Consider the following 5,635-nt stretch of genomic DNA (forward strand, 5'->3'; position numbering starts at 1 on the left):
AAAGTTAACAGCTGTGATTCTATACTAAAATCTACATTCTTTTTTGCTAATTCAATGGCTTTATCGTTAATATCAAGTGCTATGCACTTTCTACCTAAAAGTTTACATTCTACAGCAGTTGTTCCAGCACCGCAGAAATAATCTAAAACTAACTCGCCAGGCTTTGAATATTTGAGAATAACATTTCTTGGAATATAAGGAGACCAATTGCCTCTGTACTCTCCGCTATGAGTAGCCCAATTCCCCCTTTGTTTAAAGCTCCAAACCGTTGTTTGTTCTTCTCTGAATTCCTTCGGTTGCAGTCTTTTTATCTTTTTAGAAACGGATAATGAACTAACATTAACTCCTTGTGATTTTGTAATAAGCCTCTCAATGTAGCTAAATGTAACCCCATACTTCTGACCTATTTCTAAATCGGGTGTTCCTCTTGCCTTTTCTTGCAAGATCGCTTCTTGGAGTTCTCTTTCAGTTTTGAAATTTGCTTTTTGATTAGACATTGTATCTTCTTTCTACTAAGCCACCATTTCTCCTCATTCGTTTTTAGACGAAATGTATATTGATTACTAACTTATAATCTATCAAAATAATTAAAATTATTCAAGAATATTCAAAATAAAAAAGGACAGCACCACTACTAAGAGAGTGTCTGTCCATAATTTAATGGAGCCGAGGGGATTTGAACCCCTGACCCACAGACTGCCAGCCTGTTGCTCTCCCAGCTGAGCTACGGCCCCAGCAAATGAATTTCGGATTAAAGTTTTTATAAGAATACCAAAAATATTCTTCCTTGTCAATACAATTGACAAATGCCTCGGAGAATGTTATTATATTTACGATGAAAAATTTTTTCAGAAGGTTTCAGAGTTTTTTAAATCTCTTTTACCTGATTTTTGCTATTTTAACCATTCCTCTTAATGCGGAACAGAAGAAATTTCTTGTTCTTCCCATTAAAGGAGTAATTGACCTCGGTCTTTCCGGGTTTGTTAAACGGGTAGTAAAGGAGGCAAAAAAAGAAAATGTTTCTTCGGTAATTGTGGAAATTGATACCTTTGGAGGAAGGGTAGACGCAGCCGGGGAAATCGTCAGAGCCTTAGAAGAATTAAAACCCATTCCCACGAGGGCACTTATTTCGGGTGAAGCCTGGTCTGCAGGAGCACTTATTTCCTTAGCCTGTGAGGAAATCTACATTACCCCTGGCTCAAGTATTGGTTCTGCAGAACCCCGAGCAGTTGGAATAGGAGAAGAGGAAGTAAAGGATGAAAAAACCATCTCCGCATTAAGGGCAAAATTTAAAGCCACTGCTGAGGCAAATCAACACAATCCCAAACTGGCGGAAGCTTTTGTGGATAAAGATATAGAACTAAAACTGGTAAAAATAGAAAAAGAGAAATTTATTCTTACTCCCGAAGAAGTGGAAGAGAAAATAAAGGAATGGGGAGAGGAAAAGGTAAAAATAATTAAAACCATTACCGAAAAAGGGAAACTCCTTAATCTCACTGCAGAGGAAGGAAAAGAACTGGGACTGGTAAAAGAGATTGTCAGTCAGCGTGAGGAACTGCTTAAGCTTTTAAACCTAAAAGAAGATAAACTGATTGAACCAAAACCAACCTGGTCAGAGAATCTGGTGCGTTTTCTTACCCATCCCCTTGTCAGTTCCTTACTCTTAACCTTAGGTTTCTTAGGGATTATTTTTGAAATAAAAATACCCGGATGGGGAATAGCTGGAACCTTAGGAATAATTTCTTTAGCACTATTTTTCTGGGGGCATTACCTTGTAGGTCTGGCAAACTGGACAGAAATAATACTTTTTATTCTTGCGCTTATCTTAATTTTCTTAGAGCTCTTTGTCATCCCGGGATTTGGGATTGCTGGAATTTCAGGAGGAGTGCTTCTTTTAATCAGTATCTTTTTAGCCTTGGTTAAACATCCCTTACATATTCCCCGTATGGAACTTTTGCAGGCATTTCAGGTGGTTGTTTATTCATTTTTTGCCACCTTAGTTATTATAATTGTCTCTATAAATTTTCTTCCCCGCAGTGAAGTCTGGAAGAAAATTATCTTGAAGCAGAAAGAAGCCCGTGAAGAAGGCTATGTGACAATTGATTTGACGCCGGAGAATTTAATCGGTAAAATAGGTAAAACCATAACCCCTTTAAGGCCGGCGGGGAAGGCAAATTTCTCCGGAAAAATCCTTGATGTATTGAGTGAGGGAGAGTTTATAGATAAAGATAGAGAAATAAAAATAGTGAATATTGAAGGGAATAAAATAATTGTCAAATTAGAGAAAAATGCCTGAATGGTTACGGGTTTTAACTTTAATTCTTTTGGGATATGTGCTTTTAGCCATTGAGATTTTAATCATCCCCGGCTTTGGAATATTAGGGATAAGTGGAATTGTCTCTTTAATTCTTGCTTCCTATTTTGCCTATACAAAACTAAGTCTCTGGTTGGGTCTGATTGTTTCTCTGGGAAGTGTTCTCCTTATTATTTTATCTTGGAAACTCTTTCCCAAAAGCGGATTCTGGAAAAAACTCCGTCTTGAAGAACAGGAAACCAAAGAAGCAGGTTTTAAATCCTTTAAAGGAGATTTAAGCGAATTGATAAATAAAGAAGGGAGGACCCTTTCTCATTTGCGTCCTGTGGGAATATGTCTAATTGACGGAAAAAGAATGGAGGCGATTTCTGAAGGAGGAATTTTCATTGAGCAGGATAAACCCATTATGGTTGTAAAGGTGGAAGGCAACCGAATAGTGGTAAGAGAGATGGCTAGATAGTTAAATTCTCTATTTAACCAATAACCAAAAACGGAGGTGAAAGATGCCGGTATTTATTATTGCTATAGTTATTATCGCTACACTTTTCCTCTTCGGTTATTTTATCCCGGTGAGACTCTGGATAGCTGCCGTTGCTGCTGGAGTAAAAATCTCTATTTTCAGTCTCATCGGAATGCGTCTGCGCAATGTTGACCCACGCATCATTGTTCCTGGTTTAATTATGCTCCATAAAGCGGGACTCTCCGTAAAACTTGATGGCTTAGAGGCACATTACTTAGCAGGAGGGGATGTTATTCGGGTAGTGAAAGCTTTAATCTCCGCTGACAAAGCAAACTTGGATCTAAAATTTGAACGTGCCTGTGCCATTGACCTTGCAGGCCGTGATGTCTTAGATGCGGTAAAAACTTCTGTAAATCCTAAGGTAATTGATGCTCCCAAGGAGGGAGTTCTGGCAGCGGTGGCTAAAGATGGAATTGAACTGAAAGCAAAAGCAAGGGTAACGGTGCGTGCCAATATTGACCGCTTGGTAGGAGGAGCAACGGAAGAAACCATTATTGCCCGGGTAGGAGAAGGAATTGTTACCACCATCGGTTCTGCAGAGAGTTATAAAAATGTTTTGGAAAATCCTGATTTAATCTCCAAAACTGTCCTGGCAAAAGGCTTAGACTCAGGAACTGCCTTTGAGATTCTCTCCATTGATATTGCGGATGTAGATGTAGGAAAAAATATTGGTGCACAACTTCAGGCAGACCAGGCGGAGGCAGATTTAAAGGTTGCCCGCGCACGCGCGGAAACTCGCCGGGCATTGGCAGTAGCTCAGGAACAGGAAATGAAGGCACGTGTCCAGGAAATGCGGGCAAAGGTAGTGGAGGCAGAGGCAGAAATTCCTAAGGCAATTGCCTATGCCTTCAGAGAAGGAAAATTGGGAGTAATGGATTATTACTCACTTAAAAATATTCAGGCGGATACGGAAATGCGTGAGCGCATTGGTAAGTCTCCGGAGGAAAAGAAGAAGGAAAAAGAGTAAACAAGGATGGAAAACTTAATCTTATTAATCTTTATTCTGATTGTTTTCTTTCTCCAATCATTAGGACAAATCCTGGAGCGCCGTAAAAGAGCTTCACAGAAAGAAAAAACTTCGGAAGAAACTCCCTTAGAAGAAATCTTTGAAACCATAGAAATACCCTATCCTGCTGAGATGAAAGTTCCTGTGGAGGTGAGCTCTGAGAAAACAGAAGAAATTGCGGAGAAAGCGGTTGAGGAAACCCAGGAAATAAAAGAAGAAAAGACCGAGGAAGCAAAACCTGAACAAGATGAGATAATCTCTTCTGATGAATGGGAAACCGCAATTATTTACTCCACCATCTTAGGAACACCCAAAGCTCTTCAATTTCGCCGAGGTGCTGGAACAGGCATACAGGCCGGTCTCAAAAACCGGTGACCGTAAGGTCGTGAGGGTTCAACTCCCTCCCTCGGCACCATAGTGCAGGGTTGACCCCAAAGACCCTTCCTTCTGAGGAATACCCGAAAGGCTGTTTTTCAAATATCCTACTCGCTTAAAGATTACTACAATAACAACGGCTCGTCAATTTGAGGCGTGGCTAAAAGAAGACACTGGGCGGGTGTGATTTTCGCCTTCAGTATTCAACTCATTGGCCTTTAAGAAAAGTTTTCTTTCTTCCTACCTTATCTTGGCTTCTAAAGTTTTCGCTCTCCCCGCCTTCAACAGGTTTTTTAAACCAAGATAAGGGCAAATTTAGATAAGGGCAAAATTTTGTCCGAAAGAAAAAACTTGTTTTATTTTTTTAATTAACAAGTCTGTTTAAGAAAATCTAAGATATTTTTTTTAAGCCGGTCTCTTATTTTCCTAAATACCTTCAGTTTTTCTTCTTCTGTTCCTTGTGCCTGAGCAGGGTCTTCTAAATTCCAGTGGATTTTTTGATATTTGCCCGGGAATATAGGACAGGTTTGCTTGGTATTGTCGCAAACAGTAATAACGTAATCAAATTGCCTGTTAATAAATTCCATGATGGATTTTGATTTTTGCATTGAGATATCAATTCCTATTTCAGACATAACTTTTATTGCTAAGGGATTAACTTGAGTTGGATTTATACCTGCGCTAAAAACCTCAAATTTATTATTCGCCAAATGTCTTAAAAACCCTTCTGCCATTTGGCTCCTTGCAGAATTTCCTGTGCATAAGAATAAAACTTTAATCCCTTCCATTCTTATCCGCAACAGCCGGGAGTGGGATTTGGACCGCAACCACTACTGAAGCCAGAACCACTACCTTTAGAAAAAGTAAAGAAATTGCCTAAGATTTGAATAGTCTTATTACTACCACAACTCGGACACTTTGCTTTTAACCCTTTTTCTTTCTCGGATATAGTTGCTTTGATATCAAATCTATTCTCGCAATTCTGACAAAAATATTCATAGGTTGGCATAAAATCGCCTCCTTTATAGTTTGCTCTTTATAGCTGCAACAGTTTCGCTAATTTCAGATTTCCCCATACAAACAACGTCATTACCTACGGTAATTACTGGAATTGCTTGAGGGCCAAAAGTCCGAAATAACTTAAATACTTGTGGGTGCTCTTGTAAGTTTTTAAACTTCTGCACATCATATATCTCTACTTCAAGTCCAAGTTTTTCTATGGCATTTTTTAGTGCCGTAACTTCCTGTTCACTCTGGCCAATTGGGCCACAGCAACTTGACCGAGGACCACAAGGAAATTGTTGTTCTAGTGTAAAAATTTTTATTGTTTTTTCTCCTTTCATAAACCAATCACCTCTTTTCGCCTTTTATGGTTTCACTCAATACATTAATTCCGCTTACTACCATAGAGCTTTTTTTA

7 protein-coding genes and 2 tRNA genes are annotated in these 5,635 nt (G+C 39.1%); 4 read left to right on the forward strand and 5 right to left on the reverse strand.

From position 1 onward, the window contains the following. Both NC818_07495 and NC818_07500 read right to left on the reverse strand, forming a co-directional pair. The coding region (locus NC818_07495; protein ID MCM8784586.1) for a site-specific DNA-methyltransferase at positions 1-497 on the reverse strand (497 nt) is incomplete at its 3' end. A gap of 164 nt (positions 498-661) precedes the next feature. Then, positions 662-734, reverse strand: a tRNA-Ala gene (locus NC818_07500). Between the two features lie 101 nt (positions 735-835). Here NC818_07500 and NC818_07505 point away from each other — a divergent pair. The 4 genes from NC818_07505 to NC818_07520 all read left to right on the forward strand — a co-directional run bounded on the left by NC818_07505 (position 836) and on the right by NC818_07520 (position 4,255). Continuing rightward, on the forward strand, positions 836-2,296 hold the full coding sequence (locus tag NC818_07505) for a hypothetical protein (GenBank protein MCM8784587.1): 1,461 nt from the start codon (positions 836-838) through the stop codon (positions 2,294-2,296). Beyond that, positions 2,289-2,774, forward strand: a complete 486-nt coding sequence (locus tag NC818_07510; protein ID MCM8784588.1) for a hypothetical protein — start codon at positions 2,289-2,291, stop codon at positions 2,772-2,774. Before NC818_07505 ends, NC818_07510 begins: the two co-directional genes overlap by 8 nt. Positions 2,775-2,817: 43 nt before the next feature. Further along, positions 2,818-3,801 carry a flotillin-like protein FloA gene (gene floA, locus NC818_07515; GenBank protein ID MCM8784589.1) on the forward strand — a complete coding sequence of 328 codons (984 nt, stop codon included), beginning with the start codon at positions 2,818-2,820 and terminating at the stop codon, positions 3,799-3,801. A 367-nt stretch (positions 3,802-4,168) separates the two neighbouring features. Then, a tRNA-Leu gene (locus NC818_07520) sits at positions 4,169-4,255 on the forward strand. Between the two features lie 328 nt (positions 4,256-4,583). Here NC818_07520 and NC818_07525 read toward each other — a convergent pair. The 3 genes from NC818_07525 to NC818_07535 are packed head-to-tail and all read right to left on the reverse strand — an operon-like array spanning position 4,584 to position 5,558. Further along, entirely contained in the window at positions 4,584-4,949 is a 366-nt protein-coding gene (locus NC818_07525; GenBank protein MCM8784590.1) for an arsenate reductase ArsC, read from the reverse strand. Positions 4,950-5,005: 56 nt separating this feature from the next. Continuing rightward, positions 5,006-5,224: a zinc ribbon domain-containing protein gene (locus NC818_07530; protein ID MCM8784591.1), complete on the reverse strand. Its 219-nt coding sequence runs from the start codon at positions 5,222-5,224 to the stop codon at positions 5,006-5,008. 13 nt (positions 5,225-5,237) lie between these two features. Beyond that, entirely contained in the window at positions 5,238-5,558 is a 321-nt protein-coding gene (locus NC818_07535) for a hypothetical protein (GenBank protein MCM8784592.1), read from the reverse strand. Positions 5,559-5,635: the final 77 nt, after the last annotated feature.

The sequence above is a fragment of the Candidatus Omnitrophota bacterium genome (genome assembly GCA_023819145.1).
GTDB lineage: Bacteria > Omnitrophota > Gorgyraeia > DTHP01 > DTHP01 > JBFWKV01.